We start from the raw sequence: 25362 nt of genomic DNA, 5'->3' as shown, positions 1-25362 counted from the left end.
CTGGAGGCTTAGTCCTCTCAGGCGCGCTGCATGGCTGCTATCGGAGCGATCAAAATATTTTGAGTTATTGGCAGCCCGAAGGAATCAATCAATAGTTCTAAGCCGCGCCTTCTCTGCTGGAACCATTGCGGGGTATTTATTGGCCCAGATCTGGACAGCTGGGTTGGCTGCTACATAGGCATTCCAGCTGCAGCTATAGGTTTTGAGCGCACGGGCGCAGTCCAGTGACGCAATGCGTGCTTTCTCGGCTGACTCTGCCTTGATCTGGTCAATACGCCCCTGGAGATCCTTGTTGACCTCCCCGACGCTCAATCCCGTCATACCCATGATTTCCATCATGAACTGATTGGCTGGGACGTTGTTCTTGAAGCCAACTGCCGTTGCCTGAATATTGCCGGCTTCATCGACGTAGTTGATCGAGAAGGTGTAGTCGTGTTTTTTGGCAGCAAAGCCAATCAGGCCTGGCAGGCCAAAGAGCACGACACCGGCAACGCCCATGCCGACATCAGTCTTGCTTCCTGAACCACCCTGTGACCAAGAGAGCACCTGATCTTTCTGAATGATTAGGCCAGGTGTTCCGATCTGACCATTAGCCAGGGTGACGGTGCATTCCGAACCACCGGTGCAGAGTGCCTGATACACCGCAGCAAGGCCTGGCGTTGCGGAGATTCCGCTTGCTGCTGCTGCTGCTGCGGCGCCCGCCGCAAGGCGATAGATGGAGGAGTGCATGGTCACCCGCTGGTGACACCCATCTAGACCCTCAGATGCCGCAAACTGCTGATAACCGCTAATTCAATGCCAACACCGCATAGGTACAACGTTTTATATGCAGATTATTCCTATTGAGATGGCACTTTGGATCGCTGCTTACCGCAGAGATGCACAAGCTTCCCCATCGCCATTGCCATCTAAATAGCTGTGTCCCTGACGTAGCAGCTCCTGGGCTTTGTCATAGGAGCTGATCTCGCTGCATCGGTAACGCCGGCCGCCCGGGGTGGTGCCATCGGGGATCACCGCGGAGCTACGGCCCTTGCGGAAGTCCCAGGGCCGGGTGATGCCGCCCTCCACCTGCCACACCCCGTAGCGGCGCCGGCTGGCGGGGTATTCCGCGTCCAGATACTCCTTGGCATCGCAGCCGCTCAGGTACTGCCGATACGCGAATGCCTGACCGTCTTCCACCAGCGCCAAATTGATGTTGATGTCAGAGATCACCTCGGCAACCGAACGGCCGTAGCGATCAGTGGTCTTGACCTCGAGCCTGACCTCGCGCCCGACAGGGAGCCTCTGCTGCAGGTAGCTGCGAGCCTGCTGGCCGTGGGGTCTCTGGGCAGTCTCAGGTGCATCGATGCAGGCCAGCCGCACGGTGAGGGCTTTACCGGCCTGACGCACGCGGATGGTGTCGCCGTCGCCGATGGAGAGCACGGTGGCCATGACGCCCTGAGCGACTACCTCGCTTGGCCAGGCCAAGGCCGCCAACGCAACCACACCCAGCAGAAACCTTCTAGCCATTGCCGGAGTTTGCACCGGCAGCCTTTTCATGCTGTTCCTGCATGAGCTGGATGCAGCGGGCTGATCTGCGCCAATCTGTATCTATGCCTCAAAAGACGCTGGGCCGCAATCGGCTGCTCCTTGCCTGCGCGATTGCAGCTTTGGCGGCAGGAAATGCCCTAGCCCAGCAGCCGGTGCAACCGCTGACCAAAGTGGGAGGCTGCCCGCTTGGCTACTACAGCTCTGGCGGCTACTGCGTCCCCAGCTCCGGGGGCAACACCCGCGGCGCCATCGAGAAAAGCGGCGCTGGCTGCCCGCTGGGTTTCTATTCCTCTGGCAACTACTGCCTCAGCAGCCCCAGTAACGAGCGGGAAGCGATTCAAAAGAGCGGCAAGGTATGCCCGCTGGGCTGGTATTCATCAGGTGGGTACTGCGTCAAGAGCCGCTGAAGCACGTACCAGAGACCTTCTGCCTGGAGCAGCTGGGCCTGGCTGGTGTTTCTGCAGGTAGAGCGGCGTCTGCCGCCCCTCAGCCAGGAGCCCGAGGAGTGATCCGCAGCTCGGCATAGCCGGTGGCCGGATCCAGCTCCCGACTGAATCGCCACTCCGGCAGCAGGCCAATCACAAGCTCGGCGGTAGTGCGCACCAGGGAGCCCGGACAGAGGTGCCCGCCGATCACCGCTCCCCTGCTGTCGGCAAAGGCGATGTGGAGGTGGGCACCATCGGCTGAAAGGGTGCCGGAGAGGCTGATGATCTCCAGCTCTCCGTGGATGGTTGTGGCCGCCGCGGCTCCCGCGAAGCGCAGCTTGGCCACCGAGAGGCTGCCGATAGCGCTGATAACACAGCCGGCCTGCTCCTCCTGCTCGCCCATCCAGGTTTCCAGCGCTTGGCGGAGGTCGTCTCCAGGCTGCAGCCGCAACGGCACCACCTTCATGGGGTCGGCCCCTCCACCAGCCCCTTGACCATGACCAAGGCATCGACGTAACCCAACTGCTTGTGACGGAACGCCCCCGGCAGGGTGCCGACCACTTGAAAGCCATTGCCCTGCCAGCAGTGGATGCCGGCGGTATTTGTGCTCACCACCAGGTTGAACTGCATCACCCGAAACCCCAGCCGCCGGGCGGCTTGCAGCGAGTGCTGGCAGAGCCGATTGCCGATTCCCTGGCGGCGGCAGTGCTCGGCAACTACGTAGCCGGCATTGGCCACATGGGCTCCCAGCGCGAGGGAGTTTGGTCTGAGGTAATAGGTAGCCACCACGGCCCCGGCCGGATCCATAGCCACCATCACTGCCTGGCTCTGTTCCACCCATGCCAGCTGGGCTTCTGCCTCGCTGATGGCCGGGTCATGGGGAAAGGTTTCACCGGCGCGGAACACCGGCTCCAGCAGCGCCCACACCGCTGGCCAGTCGGCCGGCTCGTAGGGGCGGATCTGCAGGGGCATACGTGGCCAGGGGAGAGGGATTCAGGGGATGGTGATTCTCCTTCCCCCTCGCTACTGAACCAACCGGCTTTCCGATTAGCGCATCAGCAATCTGAACAGCCCGGGGCTGTCAACTTGCCGCCGATCGCCAAATCTGTTGCCAACCAGAATCCGTAGCCACTCCTCAAGGCACGGCCCTACCAGGGATGCCCTGCGCCGAGCACCCTTAGTAAGAGATTGCCGGGGTAGACCACACATTGAGAATGGAAGTCATCCGCTTGGAGCTGAGTACACGGACCCACCGGCGATCAACAGTTGTGGCCCTGGATGGCGCTATCACCCGGGAGCCATGCTCGACATGGCGTCAAATCAGCCTTCAAAATCGCGGCGGGGCTTGGTCACGCCCTCAGGCTCGTTGCCCTTGAGGAAGGCCAGCATCGTGTCGGCGTCCGACACCTCGAAGGGATCGAGCGGGCAGTTGTCGCCGTAGTCAGGCTCGAGGAACACCTTCTCGATCTGGCCGTCGTTCACCAGCATCGAGTAGCGCCAGGAACGCAACCCGAAGCCCAAGTTGGACTTGTCAACCAGCATTCCCATCTTGCGGCTGAACTCGCCGTTGCCATCGGGTAGCAGGAACACATTTCTGGCCCCCACCTGCTTGCCCCACTGGAACATCACGAAGGCGTCATTGACTGATAGGCAGATGATCTCGTCCACGCCGTGGGCTCGAAACTCATCATTGAGCTCCTCGTAACGAGGCAGGTGGTTGGAGGAACAGGTGGGCGTGAAGGCACCGGGCAGGGCAAACAAGACCACTTTGCGTCCCTTAAAAATGTCGTCGCTGGTCAGGTCCTGCCAGCGGTACGGGTTTGAACCGGGAACCGACTCGTCGCGAACGCGGGTCTTGAAGGTGACCTGGGGCACATGGGTGATGACCGTCATGGCTAACTGGTGATTGCCTAACTCATACTCATTCCGAGTTAGCTCGGCTGACAATGAGTATTTGTGCTGAACAGGAGCGAGTGTCGGTGTCGGCGCGCCGCTCCAGCGGTATCAGGGCGTCCTGGCGCTGCTGATGCGGTACCGATCGTCGATCTTGATGACCCATCTCGGTCCGGAGCCCGGGCAAGGGAAGCCTGGGCACCTGCTTCAGTGTGCCCCCCCCCCCCCCGACTGCCTTCTTTTAGCAATCAGAGCTGCACTTCAAGGTGCGTTGTGGGTCATCACCTCGCCCATTGGCGTCACTCCAGTTTTGCTGCTGCGCTGACTAGAGCAGCGCTGAGGTTCAGGCCACCAGCTGCTGGTGCTGATTTGCAGAGCGCACCTATCGGTGCGACATCAGAAACGCCTCAATCCATTCGTGATGCCGGCGCTGGCACGTTGGTCGCCAGCGAACTGGGGCAAACCACCCGAATGCGCGGCCTTGGCTGAAATGACAGCCAGGACGAAGCCTTGCGTTGAACACCGCACACCCTCGGGAAGACACCACGGCTGAGCAGGCAAATGCTCGGGGCCAAGGCTCCGAGCCTTGCTGTAATTCGCTGCTCTCAGGCCAGGACACCCAGCTGGACCAGACGCACCCACCCAACCGATCGCTGTCAACCTGGCCTTGGGAAGGTGAGGCACCGGCCGCGACCTCGAAGTGCCAGCGTGAGCGAACCGCAGCCTTGAACCCCTTGGCACCCGATGGCCATGACCAGTGAACCGATCCGCTTCACCGATGGGGCCGGCTATGACCGCTTCATGGGGGTCTGGAGTCGCCTCGCCGGCAAGGAGTTTCTCGACTGGATCGCCCCGAACGAGGGCCAGCGCTGGCTGGATGTGGGCTGTGGCAATGGTGCCTTCACGCAACTGGTCGCCGAGCAGAACAAACCGCTCGCGCTCGTTGGCATCGACCCGTCGGAGGCGCAACTCGCCTATGCCCGGCAGCATCCACTGCTGCAGTGCGTGGACTTTGTAAACGCCGACGCCATGGCCCTGCCGTTCCCAGACGAGGCGTTCGATCTTGCGGTCATGCCGTTGGTGATCTTCTTCGTACCGGAACCGGTGCAGGGTGTCGCCGAAATGGCACGGGTCGTGGCCCCCGGTGGAACCGTGGCCGCCTATGCCTGGGATATGGAGGGTGGGGGCTTCCCGTATCAGAGCGTGAATGAAACCATGGGCGCTGTCGGCAGGGCCATTCCCATGCCGCCCAGTGTTAGCTCCTCCCGCATTGAAGCGCTGAGCGATCTCTGGGTCACCGCCGGCCTAGGCGACATCTACACCAGAGTGATCACGGTAGAACGCACTTACACCGACTTCGACGACCTCTGGAACACCGTCCTCGGGGGGCCGAGCGCCGGTCAGGCTCTCGAGGCTATGAGCGAAGAGGAACGCACCCGCTTCCGTGAGCTGCTGCAAGCCCGCCTGCAGCCATCCGGCAGCGGCTCGATCAGCCTGACAGGGCGGGCTCATGCCATCCGGGGCACAGTGCCAAGCCTTTGATGCGTCTACTTAATCGCTCGTTATGACCGCTTCCGACACCGCAAAGGCCTTGCTTTCCCTGGAAACGAGCCCTGAAGAACCAGCCTTCCTGGAGACTCCGGATTCACGCTTCTGAGCCATCGGGCCCCAGCGTTGCCGGTAGGTGGCCGGTCTTGACCCAGATGCTGCAGCCCGCCTCACTCCAGGGCCGGTGCACGCTGCCGGGCGGATTGCGCAGCCAGCTGCCGGCCGGATAGCTGCCCTGGCCGTCCTGGAACACGCCAGCGAGCACCAGGATCTCCTCGCCACCCGGATGGCCATGGGGCTGAAACACCGTGCCAGGAGCCCAGCGCACCAGGGCTACGTGCTCCGAGCCCCAGGCATGCAGCGGCAGCACCTGCAGTCCTGGCACCAAGCCCGGCACCCAGGCGGCGTTGGTCGTGTCGACCACCAGCCGCTGCTGATCGGCCGGGTGCATCTGCTGCAGCTTCACCAGGATCGTGCAGCCCCCGTCGCTGAACGGGGTATGGCTTGAGCCCACGGGATTGCGCAGGTAGGTGCCGGCGGTGTAATAGCCGTGCTCATCGGAAAAGGTGCCCTCCAGCACCAGGAGTTCCTCGCCGCCACCATGGACGTGGCGTTCAAAGCGACTCCCCGGGGCATAGCGCACAATCGAGGTGGCTCGGGCCACCTCGCCGCCGCGGCGATCCAGCATCCGCCGCTCCACCCCCGCCATCGGGGACGCACTCCAGGCCAGGGCGTTGGTATCGAGTAACGCCCGCTGGGTTAGGTCGGCATGCAGGTCCATGCCCCCGATTGTGCTCAACCGCTTTGCACAGCCGTGGTACGGCAATGCCTCCATGCGGCTCAACACATGTCGTGATTGAACAGGACAAGCTGGAGGCATGAGCCCTTCCAGACAGGCCCTCAGCGCCGATGCGAGCCACTGGGACAAGCGCTACCAGGAAGGCGCAGACGGCTGGGAGCTGGAGCAGCCCGCCCCACCGCTGGCCCAGCTCCTGCGCAGCCATCCGCTGGCGCCCCAGGCACCGGGCAGGGTGCTGGTGCCTGGCTGCGGACGCGGCCATGAGGTTGCCCTGCTGGAAGAGCTCGGCTTCTCGACCATCGGTCTGGATTTCAGTGGCGCGGCTTTGCGCGAGGCCCGCAGGCTCCATGGCGAGGCGCGGGACACCCTGCAGTGGCTGCAGGCCGACCTGTTCGACCGGCAGGCCCTGGAGGCGGCGGGCCTGACTCCCGGCGGCCTCAGCGGGATCGTGGAGCACACCTGCTTCTGCGCCATCGATCCCGGCCTGCGGGAGGACTACATCGCCACCGCGTGCCGACTGCTCACGCCGGGCGGCTGGCTGCTGGGGCTGTTCTGGTGCCACCGCCAGCCAGGCGGCCCGCCCTGGGGCAGTGATCCGGAGCTGGTGGAAGCCCAGCTGCGCCAGCCAGGCCCACCCCCTTCACCTGACGAGATCGAATCATGCTGAGCCAACTGAGCGAACGTCTGCAGAAGTGGGGCTTCTCCTGGGAGGGGCTGAGGGACAACCGCCACGGCGAGTGGTGGGTGCTGGCGCAGATGATCCTGATCGCCGCCCACTGGCTGCCGCCAACGCCTCCGCCCTCGGATCTGGGGATTCACTGGCCCCTGGCGCTGCGCCTGATCGGCGGGCTCACTGTCCTGATCGGCCTGCTCCTCGGCGCCCAGGGGGCCTTGAACCTCGGGGACAGTCTCAGTCCGCTGCCGGAACCGATGCCCGGAGCGCCGCTGGTCACCGTGGGGGCCTACGGCCGTTGCCGCCATCCCCTCTACCAGTCGCTGCTGCTCTGCTCCCTGGGGGTGACTCTGGCCCTCGGCAGCCTGCTGCACCTGGGCCTGCTGCTGGTGCTGGCGACCGTGCTCAGCCTCAAGGCACGACGGGAGGAGCAGCGCCTGTGTTCCATGCACAGCGGCTATGCCGATTACATGACCTCCACCCCGGCGATCGTTCCCTTTCTGCCCGGTCTCGACTGGCGGTAGCCCTGGCTCTCCTTGTTGAGCGTTGCGCAGACAATCTCCCCATCGTGCGGCCATCATTCAGTTGGATTGGGCTTTCTCTCTTGCCGTTTGGACAAACTCGGCAGTACATACTCTGCCGTTGCCTGACAACGTCACGCACAGATCTATCGTTCCGATTCGCAGACTCGCAAGGAAGAGCCTCGCATGCCGACATGACAATAATTTGCGCGTTTGACTCACGGTTGTCTTCTGTGACTAGGATATAGACGAGGCGTTCTCTTAAAGACTAATGAATTATACTACGATCGCGAATTCCATCGCCAAATCGCTCGCGGCACGGCTGGCCATGGCCAGCGTGGCGACTCTTGTCAGCGCAGGAGCCTTCTCTGTTGCTCTGGCCGCGCCTGTCATTCCAAACATGATCGGCACCTGGACAGTTGAAGGGAAGGGGGCCGTACTCTGCAAAGTCGAAGCATCGAGATGCAAGACCCACCATCATGGTGATTTCAGTGATCTCAATGCCGTCGCTCAAATCACCAAGCAACAGGGTCGGGTTTTCCACGGAGTCTTCAAATCCAAGTACGCAACGGAGAAGTTCGTTGGCACGCTTGGGCATGACAATTCCAGCGTGTCCATTGTTGATGAGGATGGTTTTGCGGATGGCAAGATAATCAGTCCCAACCAGATTCAGGTTGTTTATCGTCACACCTCTGATTTCGATTCCGTCGTCGACATTGGTACCTGGACGCGCCGCTGAGTGATCCTGCTCAGAACAGCCAGCCGGGCCGCAGCAGCAACAGCAGGGCCAGGGCCACCATCACCACTCCACTGATCAGCTTCAGCCACCGGCCCGTGCCTTCGGTGAGTCGGTTGCTGCTCAGCGCCAGCACGGCGATCCCCACCATCAGGGCGTCGTCGGCGATGTAGCCCACGATGTAGAGCCCCAGGTAGCCGTAATGGGCGGCCAGGCCAAGGTTCTGTTGCTGAGCACGGCTGTGTAGACCGCCGGCAGCCCCGCGGTGCAGAGCAGTTCCACCGCGTTCACCACTACCGCCAGGGCTGCCACTGCGGCCAGCGCCGCCGGCAGGGACCGGCTCTGCATGACCCCGCGCATACGCGCATAGAGACCCGGCTTGGCACTGGCGGGGATCGAGAGGGTGAAGTCCGGACCCTTGCGCCAGAACTCGCTCAGATTCACCACCCCCAGCACCAGGGCCAGGGATCCAAGCAGGAGCCGCAGCCAGGCAGTGAATCCCAGCAGCAGGAAGACGTTCAGCCAGGCCGCCATGAAGGCGTAATAGACGACCCCGCTGACGAACACAAAGGTGCCGGCCACCAAGGCCATGCGCCGCCGGTCCTGCCAGTGCACCAGCAGTGAGAGCAGAAACAGCAGCACCCACATCGCGCAGGGGTTGAAGCCATCCAGCAGCCCCATGGCCAGGGTGAAGATCGGCAGGCCGAGCGCAGAGGCGCTGATGCTGCCGAAGCGGCCGAGGTTCACGTTGGTGGAGGCACGCTCACGTCGATCGATCAGAGCGAGGAGTTCCTTCCCTCGGCCCTCGGCGCCATCGAACCCCACCAGCACCTGGCCATCAAGGACGAACGTGGGCACCCCCGGAGCCTGAATGCCGGCCTGCCGGGAGTAGCGCAGCAGGTCGTCGATCGCGGCGGGATCGGATTCGAGCGGCCGCAGCCGCACCTGGATCCCTGGTCGCAGTTTTTGCAGTTCGGGGAGGAAGGCCTTGGCGGCGGCGCAATGGGGACAGCCCTCACGCATGAACACCTGAAGTTCTGCTCCCCCCACGCCGGGCTGGGCAGTGGCCAGGAGCGGAGCCAGCGCCAGCAGCAGCCCCAGCAGCATGGCGAGCACCGGCGGCAGCCGCCAGCCTTTACGAGGCCTGCGCATCGTTTCCTCGTCAAGCTGACCTAGTCATGGGGTCTGCCGCCACCAGCGCCAGGCCTCCACGTTGATCAGCAACCCGAAAACCGTGAGGGCCACCATCAGCACGATCTGATCGAGGCGGGCATCGGGCACCAGGATGTCGGCGATGAGATGGGGAAAGTTGGTGAGCGAATAGACGACGCTGAACCAGAAGTGGATCCGCCGCCAGGGCCGCCAGCGTGTGGCCGGACCGACCGCGGTGGCGGCATAGGCGATCAGCACGATCGCGATCAGTGGCAGCAGGAAGTAGCCGAGCATCGCCCCGAACAGCAGGGGCAGCGCCCCCTCTTGCACCTGGCTGTGGATCTCCGGCGACTGGCCGTGGAACAGGGGCATCAGGCCCAAGTCCACATGGAAGAGCATCGCCAGTAGCCAGGCGATCCAGAGGGTGATCAGCCGCAGGGCATGGTTGATCGACGCATTCATCGGCCTGGAGGCTTGTTCCTTCAGTGTGGGAAGAAAGGAAGCAAAGGCCTTGGATCTTGGTGGTTCTTTGCGGATGGATCGATGCGTTGCAGCCAGGATCGCGCGGCGTGAGCGCTACCGAATTCGCTGCCCACAATCAGCACCCCGCCTATGTTCGCCAGGCCTAAGCGCCTTCTGTAGTCACCACTGGTTCACCGGCCGCCTTCCAGCTTTCGATGCTGGGTGCAAAGCCCTTCACCTGGTGGCGGCCCTCCAGCTGCAGCGCCATCACTCCCATGGCAGAGCGAAAGCCGCTGGAGCAATACAACACCACCTCCTGCTCTGGGGAAATCTCAGCCACGTGGCGACCGAGATCGTTCAACGGTCTGTTGATGGCTCCGGCAATGTGTCCCGCCCGGTACTCAGCAGGGGTCCTCACGTCAATCAGCAACACGTTGCCGCTGGCGAGCAAGCTCTTGAGGGCTGGCACCGATCGGATCGCGCGAAAATCGCTCGGCAGCTTGGAGAGGTACTGCTCCACTGCGGAGTCAATGGCAGTCGCCTCGCCTGCAGCAGCCTTGACAACCGGAGGGACGATCGCGGTAGCCGCAGAGGCGCCCTGGGGCGCAAAGAACAGCAGGCAGAGACTGAGTGCAACTGTCAGCAAGAGCGATCGTAAGTTATACATAGATGGTTAATCGATACTCTAGGTTCGTTGATCGTGCTGGAAGGCAACTGGCTTACTTCATTCAGCACTTACCTTTCCTCGAAAGGCAATATAATTATAGATGTTGTAAAAGAGCATGATAGGAATGAGCACGCCGATGAACGTGAGCATGAACACCAACGAGCTCACCGACGACGACGCCTGAAAGATTGTGACCGATGGCGGAATCACCGCCGGAAACACCATCAGACCCAGGCCGGCAAAGCTGAGGATGAACAGCATCACGGTATAAACAAAGGGCCATACTTCCTGCTGCACCGCCAGGCTGCGGAACAGCTGAACGATCAGGGCGACGCCCAGCAGCGGCAACACCACGAAGAAGGGCAGGAACGCGGGATCAAACAGCCGCTGCCGCAGCGTTTCCGACGCGAACGGTGCTGTGAAGGTGATCAGCAGGGCCCCGCCCAGGGTGGTGGCAGCCGCTAGGCGGGCCGTGCGCACGTGCAACCGCTGCAGCTCACCACTGGTTTTGAGGATCAAGTAGGTGGAGCCGATCAGCACGTAGCCCTGGATGAGCGTGAGCGCCACCACCAGGCTGCTGGGGTTGACCCAGATCCAGGCGGAGCCTGTGAAGTGGCCTGCGGCATCGGTGGGGATGCCAGAAAGCACCGTGCCCAGACAGATGCCCTGGGAGCCAGCGGCCAGCAAGCTGCCGATGCCGAACATCAGGTTCCAGGGCCGCTTGTTGGTGGCGTTCTCACGAAACTCGAAGGCGACGGCCCGCAGGATCAGCCCCAGGATCATCAGGTAGATGGGGCCGTAGAGAGCCTTGAGGATGGTGCCGTAGGCCAGGGGGAAAGCTCCGAACAGGGCGCCGCCCATCAGGACGAGCCAGGTTTCGTTGGCATCCCACACATTGCCGAGGCTCGTCATCAGGATCGTGCGCTGGGATTCGCTGGGGGAGGTGAGAGAGAGGATGCCCACCCCCAGATCAAAACCATCGAGGATCACATAGAGCAGCAGGAATAGGGCCAGGATCACAAACCAGACCGTGGGCATGAACCATTCGAGGAACTCCATGTTCAAACATTCCCCGATCGGTCGGGAAGAATCACGGGGGCGGCAAGGCCAGGCGGCTCAAGGGTGAGATTCGGTCCCTTGGCGATGATCCGGGAGCCGAAATACAGCGCGAAGACCAGCAACACCGTGTAAAGCACAGCGAATACACTCAAGCTGGCGAGAACCTCGCCCACCGGCAGAACCGAAGCGGCATCGGCGGTCCGCAGCTGGCCGTAGACCGTCCAGGGCTGGCGGCCCACGCAACGCACCACCCAGCCGGACTCAATCGCCAGGTAGCCGGCCGGGGCCGAAAGGATCCAGGCCCAGCTGAACCAGTGCCACTGGGCGAAGCTGGCGGCGCTGAGGCCCCCTCGCCACCAGAGCAGCAGGGTGAGGGCCATCAGGGCCGCAGCAGCCAGGCCGATCGCCACCATCACCCGGAAGGCATAGAAGAGCAGACCCACCATGTGGGGACGCTGGTCGGCGGGCCAGCTGTTGAGCCCGCGCAGCGGTTGGCTGAGCTGCGGCCGCGTCTCCAGGATCCAGCTGAAGGCGCCAGGAACCGACAGGCTCCAGCGATTGCTGCCGCTGGCTTCATCGGGGGAAGCCAGCACGGTCCAGGCAGGGGAGCTGCCAGCGGCCTGGTCGTCCCAGAGGGCCTCGATCGCGGCCAGCTTGGTGGGCTGATGCTCGGCCACCTGCACGGCGCTTTCGTGTCCGGCCAGGATCTGTAGCGGCGCCACCGCCAGCAGGATTACCAGCGCCAGCTTGAAGGAGAACAGGAAGAACTCCGGTGCCTTCTGGCGCATCAGCGACCAGGCACTGATCGCCGCCACCACCAGCATGGAGGTTTCCACCGTGGCCAGGGCCATATGAATCACGCTCCTCACCATGAAGGGGTTGTTGATGGCGGCGAAGTAGTTCTGCACGTGGAAATGACCATCGGAAAAAGTGCCGCCCGACGGAGTCTGCAGCCAGGAGTTGGCGCTGAGGATCCAGAACACTGAGAGGTTGGCGCCGAAGGCCACCATCACGGTGGAGAGGAAGTGGATCACCGGCGGCACCTTGTTCCAGCCGAATAACATGATCCCGAGGAAGCCGGCCTCCAACATGAAAGCCATCGCTCCTTCAAAGCCCAGCACCGACCCGAAGAAATCACCGGCGAACTCAGAAAGTGGAGCCCAGTTGGTGCCGAACTGGAACTCCATCGGCAGCCCGGAGGCCACTCCGATGCCGAAATTGAGCACATAGAGTTTCGCCCAGAAGTTGGCCTGGCGGTAATAAAGGGGGTTGCGTGTGCGCAGCCAGATGGCTTCCAGCACCACCAGATAGATCGCCAGGCCGGTGGAGAGCACCGGCCAGAGCATGTGAAAGATCGCCGTCAGAGCGAACTGCAGCCGTGACAGGGTCACGACATCAAGAGTGGCAAGCATCAGCAGGCAGCGCGTGAGGGAGAGCCGCGACCTGACCGGGCAGGGCAATGGACGACGGCCATGGGCGGAGTGGACGGGGGGAAGGAACCCGAATCTTGTTATGATCTTATCGACATAAAAGCTAAGAAAACATGAATATGACGATCTGTCTCGAGTTGTTGGGACGTCGCTGGCGCCAGGGGCTGGCTGGCCTTCTGGCTGTGCTGCTGGCCTCCCTGGTGCTGGTCGCCCCGGCAGCGGCAGTCGAGAGCTGGCCGCTGAGCGATGAGGCCGGCCACCGCTTCCAGGCCTCGGTTTTCGAGCAACCCTTTCCCGAGCACCCCTCCGGCTGGCGGCTGCGCCTCAATGCCCTCGAGGCCGACCTCGTCCTCGACCACACCGACGCTCTGCAGGTCAGCGACGCCATGGGACAGCGCTGGACCCTGGGTAACAGGAGCGAGGAAATCGTGCCTCCCGATGGCACGCCCATACCCGCGGGTTCCGCCCAGTTCGACCTTGACGCCCTCACCCCACGGCCCAGCGACGCCCTTCCCTTACAGCTCACGCTGACCAGCCGCGCAGGACAGCTGCGCATCGATCTCAACCCCGAGCAAACCCTGACCCTGCACGATCTGGCCTGACCAGGACTCCACCGGGCTTGCGGAGCACACATCGGAAGGGCCAACCCCCTGGACCAGGGGCTCTGCGCTCGCCCCGGCCGAGTGCTGACCGCGCCAGGTGGACAGTCATCCTGATTCCGTTGATCGCCGGCCTCTCAGTGCTGGTGGTGATTGTCCTGCTGGTGGCAAGCAGCGTGCTGAGAGCGTTTTCAAAGGGTGTGGGCGCGTTCCTGCCGAACTGCACCGCCCCCACCGGCTCAGTTCCCTGCGACTTCCATAAAGCGCCGAAACCTCGTCGTGGCGCCTGGCTCCTGATCCGGTTAGGAAGCTGCCGTTTTCTCCCTGCGGACAACGCCATAAACACCGTCATCCTCTATGTCCTGCTGGGGATCACAGCCGGCACCCTGAGCGGCCTGATCGGCATCGGCGGCGGCGTGATCATCGTGCCGGCGCTGGTGTTTGTATTCGGGTTGTCGCAGCATGCCGCCCAGGGCACCACGCTGGCCCTGCTGGTGCCGCCGATCGGCATCCTCGGCGCCTGGACCTACTGGAAGCAGGGCGATGTGGACATCCGCATCGCCGCCTTCATCTGCCTCGGGTTCCTGCTCGGCAGCCTGCTTGGGGCACGGGTCGCCACCCAGTTGCCGTACCTGCTGCTGGGGCGGATCTTCGGTGGGGCGACGGTGCTGATCGGCCTCAGAATGCTGCTGGCCCGGTAGGAGTCACGAGGCAGGGCTCACTGCAGGGGGCCGCCACACCAGCACCGGCAGTGTGCTGTGCGTGAGCACCTTCTGCGTTTCACTGCCCAGCAGCAACGCCCCGAGCCCGCGACGACCGTGGGATGCCATCACGATCAGATCACAGCCCAGACGCTGTGCTGCGTCGAGGATCGCGCGGTGCGGCTCGTCGCACTCGACGCACTCCACCGCCACCTGGATCGAGCCAGGGGGATCGCCGGCCTGTTGGAGACGAGCCACGAGGCCCTTCAGATAGGTGGCGGCGCTATCTGCGATCAGCTGGTGAACCTCCAGGAGGGTCTTCGCATTGATCTCAGCCTTATCCACGAACGTTGGCACGGTGGCGTAGGCATAGGCGCCGGCCGTGGGCAGCGCATAGAACACGGTCAGCCGTGCGTCCAGCCTCTTGGCTAGAGCGATGGCGGCCTGCAGCGCCCCTTCCGACAACTCACTGCCATCGACCGGAATCAGGACGTGGCTGTACATGGCAGTCGGCTTTTGTGAATGGAATATCGGCTTTGGTGGGGCTGATGCCGCTGGAGCCAGCACCGAGAACGATCAGATCGAAGGATTCGCTCATGACTCAGCCCAGGGAGGTGAGTTCGATGCGCTTGCGCACCCCATCGGGCAGGGTGCGGGAGATGGGGCAGAGCTTCATGCGCTCCTGTAATTAAGCGATCGCGTCAGCATCGGCGACTCCCCGTTCCTGTGCAGAGGCAGCCCCATCTAGGCGGATGCGGAAGTCTCCATTCACGCTTGCCACGATCCAGTCGCTGCTGGTGTTGACGATGAAGTCGGCCTCCACTTGTTGGAGCGGAATGGCTTTCTCTCTGGCATTCGCCACCAGGTAAAAGTGCTGGCAGAGGAGTAGCGAGATTAAGTAGAGGCGGAAGCCCGGCATCGTGAGGCTGAGCTGCTGGGTTTCCCACTCGCCGGAGTCGCCTAGGAATTCCACTACCAGATCCTGAGTGGCCCGATCTGGTGCAGGGTGGCTGCTGCGCAGCCGAAACTGAAAGTTGCGTTCACTCATGGTGGGCCGGCATTGGGGAAGAGAAAGGTCGAACTGACCCCGATGGAAAGGGAGCGACCTGGCGACTGGCGGCAGCCCGCAGAGCGGCCAGCGGACGGTGATGGCGCTCCCAGGCCTCGAAGCCGGTGAGTAGGGCCGAACCGATCAGCAGTGCTGAGAACCCCTGGCGCAGCCTCAGTTCTGGCAGGTGAGGCGCAAGTCGCTGTCCGATGATCGCGCCAATGGCGCCACCGCCGATCAACGGCAACATCAGCGGCAGATGGGCTGCTGGCCAGTGGCCCAGGGCGGCAAAAGCCACCAGAGAGTTGAGGCTGATCAGCACCAGGCTGGTGCCGCTGGCAAGCTGCATAGGCAGGCCAGCCAGCAGCACGAGGGCCGGCACGATCGCGAAGCCACCGCCGACCCCGGCGATGCCTGTGAGCAGACCCACCAGCACGCCTTGGCCAGCCAGAGCCACGGGCGAACCTGCTGATCTTCTGTCGCCGGAGGGTTGGGCCTGAGCACTCGGGCGGAGCAGCAGCCAGGAGGCCAGCAGTGCCGCTGCCGCGAGTATCCCAAGCTGCGCCGGCTCCGGGATGAGACCGGCCTTCACCACCGAGCCGCCTATCCAGCTGCCGGCGAGTGCCGGCAACCCCAGCACCAGGGCGGGTCGGACCGCCACCTGCCGCCGGCGGATGTAGGGACCGACATTGCCGAGGGCCAGCAGGGTGACGACCAGCAGTGAGAGCGGTACGGCGACCTTGGTGGGCAGGGCTGCGCCACTGACCAGCAGTGGAAGCAGCAGGATTGAGCCTCCAGCCCCCAGCACCGCCAGCAGGAAGCCGATCAAGGCACCACCCGAGAGCAGCAGCACTGTGAGTGAGGTGATCATTCCCCCTGTGATCCGATCGACACCTGGTTCCAGGGCATGGCGGCCAGCAGCCGGGCCATGCCGCAAAAGCCACTGATGCCCGCGAAGGTGAGGCCAGCCCCCACGAAGCCACTCAGCCAGATCCAGCCTGGGGCCACCGTCTGACTCAGAATCACCCCCAGCAGCACCAGGCTGCCGGCCGCGATCTGCACCTGACGCATCAGGGGAAGGGGTGCCCCCTTGAGCTTGCGCACGTAAAAACCGGCCTGCTGCCAGGCGGGCAGACCACCCATCAGGTCGGCCACCGGGTGGGGGTGGCCCTGCTGGAGAAGTTGGCTCAAGGCCCTGGCACTGCGGTTACCGCTCTGACAGACCAGCACCAAGGGTCCGCGGGGCAGATCGGCCTGGGTGATGCCCGCCAGCGGCACGTTGAGGCTGCCGGTGATGTGGCCGGAGGCGTATTCCATCGGCTCGCGTACATCGATCACGGTGACTTCGCGGGCAGCCAGCTGGTCGGCCAAATCGTCGGCGCTGATACGGGTAGGGGCAGACTTCGAGGCTGTGGTTGTCATGGTTAGGTGAGTGAAGATCTGAGGAAGGGCGGCAGGGGCTAGACGATCGGAACTGGAAACCTCAGGCCTGGCTGGCACCTTCGAGTGGGTAGCCCTCAGCAGCCCAGCGGCTCAGGCCGCCGTGGAGGTTGGCGACCTGCTGGCGGCCGGCCTTGAGCAGCTGCTGGGTGGCTAGGGCCGAGCGGCTGCCCGAATGGCAGACCACCACCAGCGGCCGGTCGACGGGAATCTCACTGGAGCGGCTCTCGAGCTCCGGCAGGGGGATCAGCAGGCTGCCGGCCACTCGTCCATCGGGTCCGTTGAATTCCTCTGTGGAGCGCACGTCGAGCACGGTGAGGTCCCCCAGGTGAGCGGCCACCCAGCCTGGGGTGAGTTCAGGTAGGCCGGCATAGCTGCGCGCCAGGGGCGCCCAGGCGGGAGCGGTGGCTGTGTCGCGGGGCTTGCCGGAGCGCAGGTTGCCGGGAAGCGCCTCGGCGATCTTGTGGGGGTGGGGAAGTTTCATGTTCTCCATGTGACCCACGAAATCCCGCTCGGTGGCGTTGCCGCCCAGCCTTGAGTTGAAGGCCTTTTCTTCCGCCACGGAGGTGACGGCGCGACCGGTGTAGTCGTGGGCTGGGTAGAGCAGGCACGACTCCGGCAGCGTCAGCAATTGCTCCGTGATCGAGGTCCAGAGGCTGTGGGCATTGCCCTGCTGGAAATCACAGCGGCCGCAGCCCCGCACCAACAGGGCATCTCCGGTGAACGCCATTGACTGGTCATCGAGCACGAAGCTGATGCAACCGTCGGTGTGGCCTGGGGTACTGCGCACTTCTAAGGAGCGACCGCCGAAGGCGACTCGATCCCCGTGGGAGAGGGGCAGGCTGACGTTTTCGGCGCGGACGACGGCGGCCAGCCCGATCTCACAGCCGGTGGCCTCGTGCATCAGCCAGCTCCCGGTCACGTGGTCGGCGTGGGCGTGGGTGTCGATCGACGCCACCAGTTCGATTCCCAGCTCGCGAATCAAGGAGAGATCGCGGCCGTGCTGCTCGTAGACCGAGTCGATGATCACCCCCTTGCGGCTGGGCACATCAGCCAGCAGATACGTGAAGGTGCCGGTGTCGGCGTCGAACAGCTGGCGGAAGAGCAGGGAGCCACCGCCGGCCGCGGCGGCGAGGAAAAGGGAGGGTGCGGGAGCGACGGCCACGGGTGATCGATCACGAACATGTATGAGCATAGCCGCATTATGGGCATTAAAGCGATCTCGGTTGCCCGGGTCGCTGCGCGCCCCAGGCCCACGCCTTGCGCACTTCGTGCATAATGCGTGTATCGACATAAGCACGTCCATGCGCCGGACCCGGCCACAGACCCAGTCCCTGCCCAGTCCCCAGCTCCTCGATGAACTCAGTGGCTTCTTCCGGTTGCTGAGCGAGCCCGCCCGCCTGCAGTTGCTCTGTCAGCTCAAGCATGGAGGCGCCATGGATGTGGCCTCCTTGATCGAGGCCACCGGGTTCAGTCAGTCCCACATCAGCCGCCAGCTGGGCCAGCTGCAGCGGGAGGGTCTGGTGAGCTGTGAGCGGGATGGCACACGGCTGATCTATGCGGTGGCCGACCCCCTGGTGGAGGACCTCTGCAACCTGGTGCAACGTCGGCTCAAACAGCGGTTGGAGCAGCAGCTCAGCCAACTGCAGGCGGTGTGATCACGGCTGCTTGAAAGCCAGCCCCAACGCACGCACCAGCGGCTTGAACGGCTTGAGGAAGCGGCTTTCATGCAGGCGGCCCTTCAGCACCCGGTGCCAGTAGACCCACGGGAACACCCGTGTTTCCACCAGAAACATGCTCCAACGCTCCTGGGTGGGATCCACCAGGAAAGAGCTCACTGGCTGCAGGTCGTAGTCGAACTCGGCCATCACCACGCTGTGGAAGCTGGTGATCAGCGGGCAGGCGGTGTAGCCGTCGTAGTTGGCCGCAAGCGGGCGTCCATCGATCTGCGCCAGCAGGTTGGCCACCAGCACCGGCGCCTGACCCCGGATGGCGGCCAGGCTTTTCGAAGTGGGCAGGGAGCTCACATCGCCGAGGGCGAACACATCGGCAAAGCGCTTGTGCTGGCAGGTGTCCTTGTTCACCTCCACCCAGCCGCCCGGCCCTTCGATCGCCAGGGGGCTCTGGGCTACCACGTCCGGCGCCGCCATCGCTGGCACCACATGCAGCAGGTCGAAGCGGATCTCCTCCTGGAAGGGATCCCGGCCTTCCTGCCGCACGTCGAACACCGCCACCTGCTCCTCGGGGCGCACCTCGATCAGGTTGCGGAGCAGCCGGGTTTCGATCCCCCGCCGCGCCGCGACGCGCTCGACGGTGGCGTTGTAAGCCTTGACCGGATAGAGCTGCGCCAGGGCGCTGCAGAAGATCACGTGCGTGTTCACCCCCACGCCGCTGGTGGCCTGAAAAATGTCGTCCGCCAGGTACATCACCTTCTGGGGGGCACCGCCGCACTTGATCGGCGTGGCCGGATGGGTGAACAGGGCGGTTCCCCCCTGGAAGCCGCGGATCGTCTCCCAGTTGGTGGCGATGTGGGCGTGGGAATAATTGCTGACGATGCCGTGGTAGCCGAGGCCCTCCGGCAGGCCCTTGATGGCGCTCCAATTGAGCTGGAGGCCCATGGCCACCACCAGCACGTCGTAGCTGATGGATTCACCGGCTGCGGTGATCACCCGGTGGGCTTCGGGCTCGAAAGCAGTCGCTCGGTCCTGGATCCAGACGGCACCCGCCGGGATCACGGCGGACTCAGGGCGGTGGGTTTCCCCGTAGGGGAGCAGGCCGGCGCCGGCCAGGATCCAGCCCGACTGGTACTCGTGAACGGAGGAGGGCTCCAGGATCGCCACATCCAGCTCCGGCCGGGCCCGCAGCAACTGGCTGGCGACGGTGAGGCCGCCGGAGCCACCGCCCACGATCAGAACCTTGTGGTGGCGTTGGCCGCCGCCTTTGAGGGGAGTCATGGGCAGGGGACCTGTTCACCACAACCATAATGCGGCTAAATGCATAAAGGGGTTAAATTGTTCTGCGTATAGATATGGATGCCTGTCATGGTCCAGCCACCGCGGGGACCGCTTCAGGGAGAGCCTTCAAGGCCCGGGCAGGAGCGGCTCCAGAAGCACGGCGGCATCTTTTCGGCCGTGAATCCGGCGAACTGGATCCGGCACTGGCGGTACCCCAATCACCTTTTGCTGGCCGTTCCTTGGCCCGTGTTCTTCGGCTTGGTTGCCACCGGCTACCTGCTCCTCAACTTGCTGTTCGCCGGTCTTTATGTTCTCGATCCCCAGGGAATCGCCAGGGTGGATGGACCCACCACCAGCTTTGCGGAGGCCTTTTTCTTCAGCGTCCATACCCTGGGCTCGATCGGCTATGGGGCACTGTTTCCAACAAGCCTGTACAGCAATCTGCTCGTCACCGCCGAGTCCTTGCTGGGGTTGTTCGTTACCGCGTTGGTCACGGGTCTGGTCTTCAGCCGGTTTTCCCGCTCCACGGCGCGGATCCTGTTCTCTCAAGAGGCCACGGTCCACACTTACAACGGCCTGCCCACGTTGATGTTCCGGTTGGCCAATGAGCGCCGTAAGGCCATCATCGAGGCCCAGTTGCGGGCCTATCTAGCGATCGATGAGCGCTCCGCAGAAGGCCAGCGGATGCGTCGACTACTGCCGCTCAACCTGCTGCGCGACCACTCGCCGCTGTTCCTGTTGACTTGGACGGCGATGCATCCGATCGATCCGCAAAGTCCTTTGCTTGGGGCAACAGCCAACTCGCTCCAGGCAGCTAATGCCGAGATCGTGATTTCATTTTCCGGTATCGACGAAATCCTGGAGAGGCCGATCCATGCGCATCATCACTATCCGCTCGCCCAAGTTCACTTCGACCATCGTTTCGTCGACATGATGATCGCCCAAGACGACATGCCTCCACAGCTTGAGTTTGCCAACTTCAATCAGATCGAGCCTTGTTCAAACAGCCTGATCCCGCCTATTCAGCCGGGTGCTACCTGCGCCTAACGGTCCGCTCACCCTTAGCCCCTTGTCTGAACTCTTAGGGGGCTGGCCACCAGCCGGTTCAGCACCTGTGCGAAAGCCTGGACGGCGCCACTGCGCAGGAGCGCGCGTTTGAAGTCACCGAGCGCATTCAGGAAGTGGTGCGCCTGGCAGTGGAGTTCGAGCTGGTGGATCTGGAATGAAGCAACTGCCATGAAGCGCCCTTCATGAACTCCCATTGCCTCGGTGAAGACCGGTGTCGATTGCCACAACATGCCGATCGGGTTGGCCGGGCTGAACAGCCCCTGGAAGCCGGGGAGATAGATCCAGCCCATCCCCAGGCCGGTGAGCACCTGAATGACCAGGGCCGTGAGCCCCAGTGGCTCGAAGACCTCCTCGAAGGCGCGGACCTGGGCCGCGCTCTGTGCCTGCAAGGCCCTGGGTAGCACCCCAGATCCAGCACCAAATGCCCACCGGTCCATACCGTGGCAGCCAGGGCATGAACAATCACCAGCAGCGGCAAAACAGACACGGCAGCTCCTTTGCAGGTGCCTCCACGATGGGTGCAATGTGCCGGGACTGACCATGAAGGTGATCGTGGATCTATGTGTGGTGCCGATCGGGGTGGGCGTGCACCTGGCCCCCTACATCGCCGCCTGCGAGAAGGTGCTCAGTGAGGCGGGCCTCAAGATCCAGCTGCATCCCAACGGCACGGCGATCGAGGGGGAGTGGGAGCCGGTGTTCGCCGCCATCGAGGCCTGCCACGAGGCGGTACACGCCATGGGCTGCCCTCGCATCTACACCACCGTCAAGATCAATACCCGCACCGATAAGGAGCAGACCCTGGAGGACAAGGTGGCCAGCGTGCAGGCCCTGCTTTGAGCGTGGGTCGCCCTGATCAAGCGATTTTTAAAAGTGAGGTAGCCGATCGCTTCCTCATGGTCAATTCCCTGAGCCCAGGGGCTGCGGCGGCGTCCACTGCGGCGTGCAGACCTGCCAGCCGGATCTGAGCTTCTTGGCCCAGAGCTTGATCGCCTCATCTCGTCTGATCTCCTTGCGGTACTTGAGCAGCGGCGCCTGGCCGGGGATCAGTTCGCCGGTGGTGAGCTCCAGGGCCTGGGAGTAGCGGCTGTAGCGAACCGGGTTGAAATGGAGCACCTGACGGCCATCGCTGATCCAGCCCTCCTGCGGAGACAGCTCCAACTCAGCCCAGGTGGGCTTCTTGGGCGCAGGGCCCAGACGCTCTTCTGCCCAGGCCTGGGCATCGGCCACCCGCCGGAACCGCGCTAGTACGGGTGTGCGCATCTGGAGCTGTTCATGGGTTCCCCGAAGCCCCGCCCCGCGGCTCTAGCCGCAAGACTTAAAAACCCCTATCGAGGCGTGGCCCTACCTCGATGAGGTGGTGCTGCTCGAGACCCGCTGCCGCAAGGTCTGCATGACCTGCCAGCTGCACCAGGGGCTGCTCGCCCACGGCGAGCACCTCAGCAGCCGCTGCCAGGGCTGGACCGAAGAAATGGTGAGTAAGCAGGGCTGGGCGCCGGAGGTGGCCTGAACCGCCCATGCACTCCAGCTCTGTCACCGGTAGCGGCCACCGCTCTCCCCCCAGGAGGGCTGGCTAAGCGATGGCCGTCAGGTGCTCCATTTCCAGCCATGCCGCTACGACCGCTGGAGCCAGAGCCTGGAGGTGACTTTTGGAGAGGTGATGCCCAGCGGGGAGCCACCGCTGCTGAAACACCGCAGGGAGCTGATGCGAAATGAGGCGATCAAGCTCTGGGCCCAGAAGCGCAGAGCCGGCTGGCAGGTCTGCGAGCCGCAGTGGACGCCGCCACCACTGCGCAGGGCCTGAACTGCTGCAGGCCACAAAGCATTCTCACCTTGCTCCGATCTGCAGCCAGAAGCAATGCGTTTAAAAGCTGATTGTGCTGAGCCGCGAGCGCAGCGATGCTGTGCTCATCAACCCAGGAGGCGCCCAACATGGACGACACGCCACCCCGCCAGGTTCAAGAAGCACGCTGACGCCACGCCCCTGCTCCAACAGTCTTTATCTAAATGTGGGCGGGTCGTTCAGCCGGGCAAGAGAGCAGCATTCCCCAGTGCAGCTCACCTTGTGCGCCTGACTGATCGACACTCCAGCCGCACCGCCGCAGGTGCCCTCAGGAGGACCATCCGCCCCACACCTGGAATGCATGGCCCCAGGTGCCAACGTCAGCAGCTTCTTTTTCACTGCTATTGGAATGTTCACTGATCTATCACCCTCGGGCGCTGCTCGGGGGTGATGGTTGTCTGAGGCTTGCGGTTAGCCCTTTTGCTCACCCGGGACTGGATTCACGAGCGCCAGTCGGCAACCGGGATAGAGCTCCTGGCCGCTCTCCAGCGCCTCTTCTTTGCTGTTGGCTTCCATTTGGACGGTGGTGGTGCCGTCTTCTGTGTCGACAAGCAGGACGTACAACAGGCCCATGGGTTCGTAGGCAGTTGCCTTTGTCTTAGCCACGGGTCAGGGCATCAGCGCACCTGGGTGGATGGCCTGCATCAAAAAGCCTCAGGCCGTAGCCCAGGGCTGATGCTTGCAACTTCTGGCTCAAGGGGGGTTTAGCCCTTGCTGGGGGCTTACTTGCAAAGAGTCCTCTTCCCAGAGGTCCATGCGATCGAGACAGGCTTTTGATTGCTCGCTGCTCCAGCAGTTGAGCTTGCGGTTGATCCCCCCGCTTACATACCAACTCAACCCTTCGGCGCAGCGCACCGATGGTGAACGCCGCTAGAAAAAGCGAGTTCTTGTATCGGGCTGCGGCCATTGGCATCAGCCCACTTCTTGGGAGCCTGGACTAGGTCGTCATCGACATCGCGCACCAGCAAATCAGGCATGGCCCGCGAAGTTGGCATGCAATTCTAATGAATAATCTTAACCCTGTGATTTGCTGCTATTTATGACAATACAATCTTTGCCTTCGGCGTCACACCACAATTTATAAACATTAAGAACATTTGGACGAATGCCCGCCACAGGAACTTTCAAAAATCCTTGACGTTGCGCTGCTTCAAAAAGAATGCGCTCCTTTTGCGTTAGCCTATGAGGTATTTGACGACTTCCTATCCTTGATCGAGTCGATTTACCACGGCTTAATCTTTCTAAGTCGCCCTTGGTTGGCTTGGGCATGGTAACCGCATTAACTTGGGGCTAGAAATGGCTAATCTGCAATCAACTGTTGGGCAAGTAAAATATTGCTTAGAAACGATAGTGCAAGGCTAAAGGAACTTCAGTTATGCAGCTGTAAAGTTGGATTAGAAACAGAACGGTAAAAACTGGGTGCGGCAGGCGGCATAGCCATCAACTAAAGCACCGAGACCAATTTGGTGGGCGATACCAAAGCCCGTGAGGCCTTCCACCACGATGCCTATGACTATGCCGAGCATGGCGGCACGGCCGTTAAACAGTTCAGCTCGCTTGAGCTGGGCCACGAGGGTCAGCTGTTCGGGGCTGTTGTTGAGCAGCTGTTCGCTGGCGGGAGTGTTGGTCATGGAGATGTCTTGGGTGGTGTCAAACGAAGCGGAAGCGCGCTTGCATCAATCGGCGATATTTGGCTGCAGCAATAGGGCGCTGATCAACCAGGCACCAAAAAGCGCCACGGTGAGGGCTGCGATCATCGAGTCCTTGGGGTCAGGTCACTAGGGCGGCTGAGGACGTACGTCGTCATGCCACCGAGCACAACGACAAGTGCGATGACGGTTGCAATGGCAGCGGTGTAATCGGTGCTCATGAGATCAGCCCAAGCCCAGTTGGCCGAGGATGCTCTGGCCGGTGAGCAGCTCGGTGCCAAGGCCGATCACGAAGCCGAGCATGGCCAGACGGCCATTCCAGGTTTCAGCGAAGGCAACGAAACCGAAGCGGGGCGTGGACTCAGTCATGACTGTTGCGGATTGTTAAGAGAACTGTAACGCAATGTGACTGGTTTGGGCGCTGTCGCGGCTGAGGGCTGCGAATCCATGGGCGGCAGCCCTTCTCTTGCCGCTCAATCAACCTGGCGGAAGGCCTTCGCTGAGATGGCTGCCGGAGTGAGGGCCCATAAGCCACCGGGTTGATCCGTTTCAGGGGCGCCACCGCCTTGATCCAGTCCGGAGATGAGCTCATTCCCCGTGCCTGCATCGAAGGAAAAGCGACCCAGCCCGTTGAAGAGCAGGGCAAGGCTTCCTCCCAGGTGGAGCACCACCAGTTCCAGCAAGGAGATGTTCAGGCCAGCCGTGAAGATGTGCTGATAGGCCGCCGTGGCCATCGTGCCTGCCAGGGCCAGGGTGCCCAGAGGGGTGAAGGCCCCAGGATCACCAGCCAGCAGCAGAACCAGCTTGGGGATGTCGATGGTCGATTGGGGCGATGGACCCTTGCATTGACCACCGGACAGTTCGTGATTAGCCAGGCTTATCGGTGTCATCAGCCCTGCTGTCGTCCAATTGCACCGCCGAGTTGGCCGGCAAGTGTGAACAGGTGTTAAGTTCAGATGAGCGAGCGGTTTCCCGCCCCGCATCTACTTACTGCTTTCCTGCAAAGCCTCTCGGCTGAGTCAGCTAAGCCCTTCCCCAAACCGTTCTCATGACAACCACTATTCAGCAGCGCCAAGGCGCTTCTGCGTGGAACCAGTTTTGCGACTGGGTCACCTCCACCAACAACCGCCTCTATGTGGGCTGGTTCGGTGTGCTGATGATCCCCTGC

36 protein-coding genes and 2 pseudogenes are annotated in these 25362 nt (G+C 62.8%); 13 read left to right on the top strand and 25 right to left on the bottom strand.

Annotated elements, in window-relative coordinates; translation table 11 throughout:
* Positions 1-84: 84 nt before the first annotated feature.
* Together KBY75_RS12590 and KBY75_RS12585 are read right to left on the bottom strand one after the other, a co-directional pair.
* Complete coding sequence (locus tag KBY75_RS12590) at positions 85-729, bottom strand: hypothetical protein (protein ID WP_255024143.1); 645 nt, start codon at positions 727-729, stop codon at positions 85-87.
* A gap of 138 nt (positions 730-867) precedes the next feature.
* Complete coding sequence (locus tag KBY75_RS12585) at positions 868-1467, bottom strand: thermonuclease family protein (protein WP_255024142.1); 600 nt, start codon at positions 1465-1467, stop codon at positions 868-870.
* Between the two features lie 83 nt (positions 1468-1550).
* Between KBY75_RS12585 and KBY75_RS12580 the strand changes: the two genes are divergently transcribed.
* Positions 1551-1937 (top strand): hypothetical protein, encoded by a 387-nt coding sequence (locus tag KBY75_RS12580; RefSeq protein WP_255024141.1) that lies wholly within the window; start codon positions 1551-1553, stop codon positions 1935-1937.
* Between the two features lie 79 nt (positions 1938-2016).
* Here KBY75_RS12580 and KBY75_RS12575 read toward each other — a convergent pair whose 3' ends face one another.
* From KBY75_RS12575 to KBY75_RS12565, 3 genes are all read right to left on the bottom strand, one after another.
* Entirely contained in the window at positions 2017-2421 is a 405-nt protein-coding gene (locus KBY75_RS12575; RefSeq protein WP_255024140.1) for a PPC domain-containing DNA-binding protein, read from the bottom strand.
* Entirely contained in the window at positions 2418-2927 is a 510-nt protein-coding gene (locus tag KBY75_RS12570) for a GNAT family N-acetyltransferase (protein ID WP_255024139.1), read from the bottom strand. The genes KBY75_RS12575 and KBY75_RS12570 overlap by 4 nt, the downstream gene beginning before the upstream one ends.
* Positions 2928-3275: 348 nt before the next feature.
* On the bottom strand, positions 3276-3848 hold the full coding sequence (locus tag KBY75_RS12565; protein ID WP_255024138.1) for a peroxiredoxin: 573 nt from the start codon (positions 3846-3848) through the stop codon (positions 3276-3278).
* Between the two features lie 750 nt (positions 3849-4598).
* Between KBY75_RS12565 and KBY75_RS12560 the strand changes: the two genes are divergently transcribed.
* Positions 4599-5390, top strand: a complete 792-nt coding sequence (locus tag KBY75_RS12560; protein WP_255024137.1) for a class I SAM-dependent methyltransferase — start codon at positions 4599-4601, stop codon at positions 5388-5390.
* A gap of 103 nt (positions 5391-5493) precedes the next feature.
* On the opposite strand, the gene KBY75_RS12555 is transcribed toward KBY75_RS12560, so the two are convergent.
* Positions 5494-6177 (bottom strand): cupin domain-containing protein, encoded by a 684-nt coding sequence (locus KBY75_RS12555; RefSeq protein WP_255024154.1) that lies wholly within the window; start codon positions 6175-6177, stop codon positions 5494-5496.
* Between the two features lie 97 nt (positions 6178-6274).
* Here KBY75_RS12555 and KBY75_RS12550 point away from each other — a divergent pair, with 97 nt between their 5' ends.
* The 3 genes from KBY75_RS12550 to KBY75_RS12540 all read left to right on the top strand — a co-directional run bounded on the left by KBY75_RS12550 (position 6275) and on the right by KBY75_RS12540 (position 8128).
* On the top strand, positions 6275-6862 hold the full coding sequence (locus tag KBY75_RS12550) for a methyltransferase domain-containing protein (protein WP_255024136.1): 588 nt from the start codon (positions 6275-6277) through the stop codon (positions 6860-6862).
* On the top strand, positions 6856-7392 hold the full coding sequence (locus KBY75_RS12545; protein ID WP_255024135.1) for an isoprenylcysteine carboxylmethyltransferase family protein: 537 nt from the start codon (positions 6856-6858) through the stop codon (positions 7390-7392). The genes KBY75_RS12550 and KBY75_RS12545 overlap by 7 nt, the downstream gene beginning before the upstream one ends.
* Before the next feature lie 325 nt (positions 7393-7717).
* Positions 7718-8128: a hypothetical protein gene (locus tag KBY75_RS12540; RefSeq protein ID WP_255024134.1), complete on the top strand. Its 411-nt coding sequence runs from the start codon at positions 7718-7720 to the stop codon at positions 8126-8128.
* A gap of 10 nt (positions 8129-8138) precedes the next feature.
* Here KBY75_RS12540 and KBY75_RS12535 read toward each other — a convergent pair whose 3' ends face one another.
* The 6 genes from KBY75_RS12535 to KBY75_RS12510 all read right to left on the bottom strand — a co-directional run bounded on the left by KBY75_RS12535 (position 8139) and on the right by KBY75_RS12510 (position 12877).
* Positions 8139-8303: a hypothetical protein gene (locus tag KBY75_RS12535; protein ID WP_255024133.1), complete on the bottom strand. Its 165-nt coding sequence runs from the start codon at positions 8301-8303 to the stop codon at positions 8139-8141.
* A complete protein-coding gene (locus KBY75_RS12530) occupies positions 8276-9277 on the bottom strand; it encodes a glutaredoxin family protein (RefSeq protein ID WP_255024132.1) in 1002 nt (333 codons plus the stop codon). The genes KBY75_RS12535 and KBY75_RS12530 overlap by 28 nt, the downstream gene beginning before the upstream one ends.
* A gap of 24 nt (positions 9278-9301) precedes the next feature.
* Entirely contained in the window at positions 9302-9739 is a 438-nt protein-coding gene (locus tag KBY75_RS12525) for a hypothetical protein (RefSeq protein ID WP_255024131.1), read from the bottom strand.
* Between the two features lie 163 nt (positions 9740-9902).
* Positions 9903-10385: a rhodanese-like domain-containing protein gene (locus KBY75_RS12520; RefSeq protein ID WP_255024130.1), complete on the bottom strand. Its 483-nt coding sequence runs from the start codon at positions 10383-10385 to the stop codon at positions 9903-9905.
* Between the two features lie 78 nt (positions 10386-10463).
* Complete coding sequence (gene cydB, locus KBY75_RS12515; RefSeq protein ID WP_255024129.1) at positions 10464-11465, bottom strand: cytochrome d ubiquinol oxidase subunit II; 1002 nt, start codon at positions 11463-11465, stop codon at positions 10464-10466.
* A 2-nt stretch (positions 11466-11467) separates the two neighbouring features.
* Positions 11468-12877, bottom strand: coding sequence for a cytochrome ubiquinol oxidase subunit I (locus KBY75_RS12510; protein ID WP_255024128.1), 1410 nt, complete (start codon positions 12875-12877; stop codon positions 11468-11470).
* Between the two features lie 137 nt (positions 12878-13014).
* Between KBY75_RS12510 and KBY75_RS12505 the strand changes: the two genes are divergently transcribed.
* Entirely contained in the window at positions 13015-13497 is a 483-nt protein-coding gene (locus KBY75_RS12505) for a DUF3122 domain-containing protein (protein WP_255024127.1), read from the top strand.
* 119 nt (positions 13498-13616) lie between these two features.
* Positions 13617-14195, top strand: a complete 579-nt coding sequence (locus KBY75_RS12500; RefSeq protein WP_255024126.1) for a sulfite exporter TauE/SafE family protein — start codon at positions 13617-13619, stop codon at positions 14193-14195.
* 3 nt (positions 14196-14198) lie between these two features.
* Here KBY75_RS12500 and KBY75_RS12495 read toward each other — a convergent pair whose 3' ends face one another.
* The 5 genes from KBY75_RS12495 to KBY75_RS12475 form a co-directional block, all read right to left on the bottom strand.
* Complete coding sequence (locus KBY75_RS12495) at positions 14199-14699, bottom strand: universal stress protein (protein WP_255024125.1); 501 nt, start codon at positions 14697-14699, stop codon at positions 14199-14201.
* 184 nt (positions 14700-14883) lie between these two features.
* The gene (locus KBY75_RS12490; protein WP_255024124.1) at positions 14884-15243 is read right to left on the bottom strand and encodes a hypothetical protein; all 360 of its coding nucleotides are present in this window, start codon (positions 15241-15243) and stop codon (positions 14884-14886) included.
* Complete coding sequence (locus KBY75_RS12485) at positions 15236-16114, bottom strand: sulfite exporter TauE/SafE family protein (protein WP_255024123.1); 879 nt, start codon at positions 16112-16114, stop codon at positions 15236-15238. The genes KBY75_RS12490 and KBY75_RS12485 overlap by 8 nt, the downstream gene beginning before the upstream one ends.
* Positions 16111-16665 (bottom strand): rhodanese-like domain-containing protein, encoded by a 555-nt coding sequence (locus tag KBY75_RS12480; RefSeq protein ID WP_255024122.1) that lies wholly within the window; start codon positions 16663-16665, stop codon positions 16111-16113. Before KBY75_RS12480 ends, KBY75_RS12485 begins: the two co-directional genes overlap by 4 nt.
* Before the next feature lie 61 nt (positions 16666-16726).
* Positions 16727-17878, bottom strand: a complete 1152-nt coding sequence (locus KBY75_RS12475; RefSeq protein ID WP_255024121.1) for an MBL fold metallo-hydrolase — start codon at positions 17876-17878, stop codon at positions 16727-16729.
* Positions 17879-17987: 109 nt separating this feature from the next.
* Here KBY75_RS12475 and KBY75_RS12470 point away from each other — a divergent pair, with 109 nt between their 5' ends.
* On the top strand, positions 17988-18341 hold the full coding sequence (locus KBY75_RS12470) for a helix-turn-helix transcriptional regulator (RefSeq protein ID WP_255024120.1): 354 nt from the start codon (positions 17988-17990) through the stop codon (positions 18339-18341).
* On the opposite strand, the gene KBY75_RS12465 is transcribed toward KBY75_RS12470, so the two are convergent.
* Positions 18342-19637: an FAD/NAD(P)-binding oxidoreductase gene (locus KBY75_RS12465; RefSeq protein ID WP_255024119.1), complete on the bottom strand. Its 1296-nt coding sequence runs from the start codon at positions 19635-19637 to the stop codon at positions 18342-18344.
* Between the two features lie 177 nt (positions 19638-19814).
* On the opposite strand from KBY75_RS12465, the gene KBY75_RS12460 reads away from it, so the two are divergent.
* Entirely contained in the window at positions 19815-20684 is an 870-nt protein-coding gene (locus KBY75_RS12460; protein WP_255024118.1) for an ion channel, read from the top strand.
* Between the two features lie 14 nt (positions 20685-20698).
* Here the strand turns inward: KBY75_RS12460 and KBY75_RS12455 are convergent, their stop codons facing one another.
* The gene (locus KBY75_RS12455; protein WP_255024117.1) at positions 20699-21094 is read right to left on the bottom strand and encodes a hypothetical protein; all 396 of its coding nucleotides are present in this window, start codon (positions 21092-21094) and stop codon (positions 20699-20701) included.
* Positions 21095-21245: 151 nt separating this feature from the next.
* Between KBY75_RS12455 and KBY75_RS12450 the strand changes: the two genes are divergently transcribed.
* On the top strand, positions 21246-21542 hold the full coding sequence (locus KBY75_RS12450; protein ID WP_255024116.1) for an MTH1187 family thiamine-binding protein: 297 nt from the start codon (positions 21246-21248) through the stop codon (positions 21540-21542).
* A gap of 60 nt (positions 21543-21602) precedes the next feature.
* Here KBY75_RS12450 and KBY75_RS12445 read toward each other — a convergent pair whose 3' ends face one another.
* Entirely contained in the window at positions 21603-21965 is a 363-nt protein-coding gene (locus tag KBY75_RS12445) for a DUF1651 domain-containing protein (protein ID WP_255024115.1), read from the bottom strand.
* A 97-nt stretch (positions 21966-22062) separates the two neighbouring features.
* On the opposite strand from KBY75_RS12445, the gene KBY75_RS12440 reads away from it, so the two are divergent.
* Both KBY75_RS12440 and KBY75_RS12435 read left to right on the top strand, forming a co-directional pair.
* The gene (locus tag KBY75_RS12440; RefSeq protein WP_255024114.1) at positions 22063-22212 is read left to right on the top strand and encodes a hypothetical protein; all 150 of its coding nucleotides are present in this window, start codon (positions 22063-22065) and stop codon (positions 22210-22212) included.
* A 66-nt stretch (positions 22213-22278) separates the two neighbouring features.
* A pseudogene (locus KBY75_RS12435) lies at positions 22279-22506 on the top strand (DUF1651 domain-containing protein); the annotation flags it as partial.
* 450 nt (positions 22507-22956) lie between these two features.
* Here KBY75_RS12435 and KBY75_RS12430 read toward each other — a convergent pair.
* The 5 genes from KBY75_RS12430 to KBY75_RS12410 all read right to left on the bottom strand — a co-directional run bounded on the left by KBY75_RS12430 (position 22957) and on the right by KBY75_RS12410 (position 25084).
* Entirely contained in the window at positions 22957-23151 is a 195-nt protein-coding gene (locus tag KBY75_RS12430) for a hypothetical protein (protein ID WP_254929685.1), read from the bottom strand.
* A gap of 408 nt (positions 23152-23559) precedes the next feature.
* Positions 23560-23814, bottom strand: a complete 255-nt coding sequence (locus KBY75_RS12425) for a hypothetical protein (RefSeq protein WP_255024113.1) — start codon at positions 23812-23814, stop codon at positions 23560-23562.
* Positions 23815-23939: 125 nt separating this feature from the next.
* Complete coding sequence (locus KBY75_RS12420) at positions 23940-24176, bottom strand: chlorophyll a/b-binding protein (RefSeq protein WP_254929686.1); 237 nt, start codon at positions 24174-24176, stop codon at positions 23940-23942.
* A 243-nt stretch (positions 24177-24419) separates the two neighbouring features.
* Positions 24420-24563 (bottom strand): chlorophyll a/b-binding protein, encoded by a 144-nt coding sequence (locus tag KBY75_RS12415; RefSeq protein ID WP_254929687.1) that lies wholly within the window; start codon positions 24561-24563, stop codon positions 24420-24422.
* A 104-nt stretch (positions 24564-24667) separates the two neighbouring features.
* The gene (locus KBY75_RS12410) at positions 24668-25084 is read right to left on the bottom strand and encodes a DoxX family protein (protein WP_254929688.1); all 417 of its coding nucleotides are present in this window, start codon (positions 25082-25084) and stop codon (positions 24668-24670) included.
* Positions 25085-25242: 158 nt separating this feature from the next.
* Between KBY75_RS12410 and KBY75_RS12405 the strand changes: the two are divergent.
* Positions 25243-25362 (top strand): annotated as a pseudogene (locus KBY75_RS12405) (photosystem II q(b) protein); the annotation flags it as partial.

It is taken from the genome of Cyanobium sp. T1G-Tous (genome assembly GCF_024345455.1).
Classification (GTDB): Bacteria; Cyanobacteriota; Cyanobacteriia; order PCC-6307; family Cyanobiaceae; genus Cyanobium_A.
Note: the sequence above shows the minus strand (reverse complement) of the source record. Positions and strands in the feature narration are given on the sequence as shown.

Excerpts from the sequence above, each read along its gene's own strand:
- KBY75_RS12470 (WP_255024120.1), top strand. The coding sequence starts at position 17,988 with ATGCGCCGGACCCGGCCACAGACCCAGTCCCTGCCCAGTCCCCAGCTC.
- KBY75_RS12565 (WP_255024138.1), bottom strand. The coding sequence starts at position 3,848 with ATGACGGTCATCACCCATGTGCCCCAGGTCACCTTCAAGACCCGCGTT.
- KBY75_RS12530 (WP_255024132.1), bottom strand. The coding sequence starts at position 9,277 with ATGCGCAGGCCTCGTAAAGGCTGGCGGCTGCCGCCGGTGCTCGCCATG.
- KBY75_RS12415 (WP_254929687.1), bottom strand. The coding sequence starts at position 24,563 with ATGACTGAGTCCACGCCCCGCTTCGGTTTCGTTGCCTTCGCTGAAACC.
- KBY75_RS12525 (WP_255024131.1), bottom strand. The coding sequence starts at position 9,739 with ATGAATGCGTCGATCAACCATGCCCTGCGGCTGATCACCCTCTGGATC.
- KBY75_RS12445 (WP_255024115.1), bottom strand. The coding sequence starts at position 21,965 with ATGCGCACACCCGTACTAGCGCGGTTCCGGCGGGTGGCCGATGCCCAG.
- KBY75_RS12420 (WP_254929686.1), bottom strand. The coding sequence starts at position 24,176 with ATGACCAACACTCCCGCCAGCGAACAGCTGCTCAACAACAGCCCCGAA.
- KBY75_RS12580 (WP_255024141.1), top strand. The coding sequence starts at position 1,551 with ATGAGCTGGATGCAGCGGGCTGATCTGCGCCAATCTGTATCTATGCCT.
- KBY75_RS12490 (WP_255024124.1), bottom strand. The coding sequence starts at position 15,243 with ATGAGTGAACGCAACTTTCAGTTTCGGCTGCGCAGCAGCCACCCTGCA.
- KBY75_RS12410 (WP_254929688.1), bottom strand. The coding sequence starts at position 25,084 with ATGACACCGATAAGCCTGGCTAATCACGAACTGTCCGGTGGTCAATGC.
- KBY75_RS12575 (WP_255024140.1), bottom strand. The coding sequence starts at position 2,421 with ATGAAGGTGGTGCCGTTGCGGCTGCAGCCTGGAGACGACCTCCGCCAA.
- KBY75_RS12550 (WP_255024136.1), top strand. The coding sequence starts at position 6,275 with ATGAGCCCTTCCAGACAGGCCCTCAGCGCCGATGCGAGCCACTGGGAC.
- KBY75_RS12560 (WP_255024137.1), top strand. The coding sequence starts at position 4,599 with ATGACCAGTGAACCGATCCGCTTCACCGATGGGGCCGGCTATGACCGC.
- KBY75_RS12510 (WP_255024128.1), bottom strand. The coding sequence starts at position 12,877 with ATGCTTGCCACTCTTGATGTCGTGACCCTGTCACGGCTGCAGTTCGCT.
- cydB (WP_255024129.1), bottom strand. The coding sequence starts at position 11,465 with ATGGAGTTCCTCGAATGGTTCATGCCCACGGTCTGGTTTGTGATCCTG.
- KBY75_RS12485 (WP_255024123.1), bottom strand. The coding sequence starts at position 16,114 with ATGATCACCTCACTCACAGTGCTGCTGCTCTCGGGTGGTGCCTTGATC.
- KBY75_RS12570 (WP_255024139.1), bottom strand. The coding sequence starts at position 2,927 with ATGCCCCTGCAGATCCGCCCCTACGAGCCGGCCGACTGGCCAGCGGTG.
- KBY75_RS12465 (WP_255024119.1), bottom strand. The coding sequence starts at position 19,637 with ATGACTCCCCTCAAAGGCGGCGGCCAACGCCACCACAAGGTTCTGATC.
- KBY75_RS12540 (WP_255024134.1), top strand. The coding sequence starts at position 7,718 with ATGGCCAGCGTGGCGACTCTTGTCAGCGCAGGAGCCTTCTCTGTTGCT.
- KBY75_RS12425 (WP_255024113.1), bottom strand. The coding sequence starts at position 23,814 with ATGCCCAAGCCAACCAAGGGCGACTTAGAAAGATTAAGCCGTGGTAAA.
- KBY75_RS12450 (WP_255024116.1), top strand. The coding sequence starts at position 21,246 with ATGAAGGTGATCGTGGATCTATGTGTGGTGCCGATCGGGGTGGGCGTG.
- KBY75_RS12590 (WP_255024143.1), bottom strand. The coding sequence starts at position 729 with ATGCACTCCTCCATCTATCGCCTTGCGGCGGGCGCCGCAGCAGCAGCA.
- KBY75_RS12475 (WP_255024121.1), bottom strand. The coding sequence starts at position 17,878 with ATGCTCATACATGTTCGTGATCGATCACCCGTGGCCGTCGCTCCCGCA.
- KBY75_RS12555 (WP_255024154.1), bottom strand. The coding sequence starts at position 6,177 with ATGGACCTGCATGCCGACCTAACCCAGCGGGCGTTACTCGATACCAAC.
- KBY75_RS12545 (WP_255024135.1), top strand. The coding sequence starts at position 6,856 with ATGCTGAGCCAACTGAGCGAACGTCTGCAGAAGTGGGGCTTCTCCTGG.
- KBY75_RS12480 (WP_255024122.1), bottom strand. The coding sequence starts at position 16,665 with ATGACAACCACAGCCTCGAAGTCTGCCCCTACCCGTATCAGCGCCGAC.
- KBY75_RS12495 (WP_255024125.1), bottom strand. The coding sequence starts at position 14,699 with ATGTACAGCCACGTCCTGATTCCGGTCGATGGCAGTGAGTTGTCGGAA.
- KBY75_RS12505 (WP_255024127.1), top strand. The coding sequence starts at position 13,015 with ATGACGATCTGTCTCGAGTTGTTGGGACGTCGCTGGCGCCAGGGGCTG.